General features: G+C 72.9%; 1 protein-coding gene. It reads left to right on the top strand.

Annotated features, from left to right (window positions below):
- Nucleotides 1-6: 6 nt before the first annotated feature.
- Nucleotides 7-726: SpnB-like Rossmann fold domain-containing protein (locus DQ392_RS36070; RefSeq protein WP_425470441.1), on the top strand; the 720-nt coding region annotated here is incomplete at its 3' end.

The following is a 726-nucleotide window of genomic DNA, read 5'->3' as shown; positions in this document are numbered from 1 at the left end:
TGGGCGGTGTTGGGGGGTGGTGTCGGTGAGTGGTGGGAGCCGGTGGAGGGTGCGGGGCCGGATGTCGCTGTCTATCCGGACCTGGCGAGTGTGTTGCGTCAGGTGTCGGACGGTTCGGTCGGGTCGGCGTCGTCGGCGGAGTCGGTCGGGTCGGCGTCGTCGGCGGAGTCGGTCGGGTCGGTGGGGTCGGTGCCGGGGGTGGTGGTGTGTCCGGTGGGTGGCTTGGATGTGTCCTCGTCGCCTGCGCAGGCCGCTCACGGGGTCGCTCGTCGGGTGCTCGGTCTGGTGCGGGGGTGGTTGAGTGAGGAGCGGTTGGGTGGGTCGCGGTTGGTGCTCGTCACTCGGGGTGCGGTTGCCGCGGGTGTGGGTGAGGGTGTGGCCGATGTGGCGGCGGCGACGTGCTGGGGTCTGGTGCGCAGTGCGCAGAGTGAGAGTCCGGGCCGGTTGGTGCTGGTGGACGCGGAGCCCGGTGGGGGCCCGGTGTCGTGGGCCTCGATCCAGTCTGCGGTCGGGGCTGCGGTTGTGGCGGGGGAGTCGCAGGTGGCGCTGCGCGGAGACCGGGTGCTGGTCCCGCGTCTGGCCAAGACCGGGGAGACGGCCGCGTCCCCGGCTGACAGTGGTCTGTGGGGGTTGGGTGCCGGGGGCACGGTGTTGGTGACCGGGGGTACCGGTGTGCTGGGTGCGGCTACCGCGCGGCATCTGGTGGCCCGGTACGGGGTGGAGCGG

The organism is Streptomyces reniochalinae (assembly GCF_003323735.1).
GTDB classification, from domain to species: Bacteria; Actinomycetota; Actinomycetes; order Streptomycetales; family Streptomycetaceae; genus Streptomyces; species Streptomyces reniochalinae.
The sequence above is the reverse complement of the archived record's forward strand: the minus strand, read 5'-3'. Positions and strand labels throughout refer to the sequence as shown.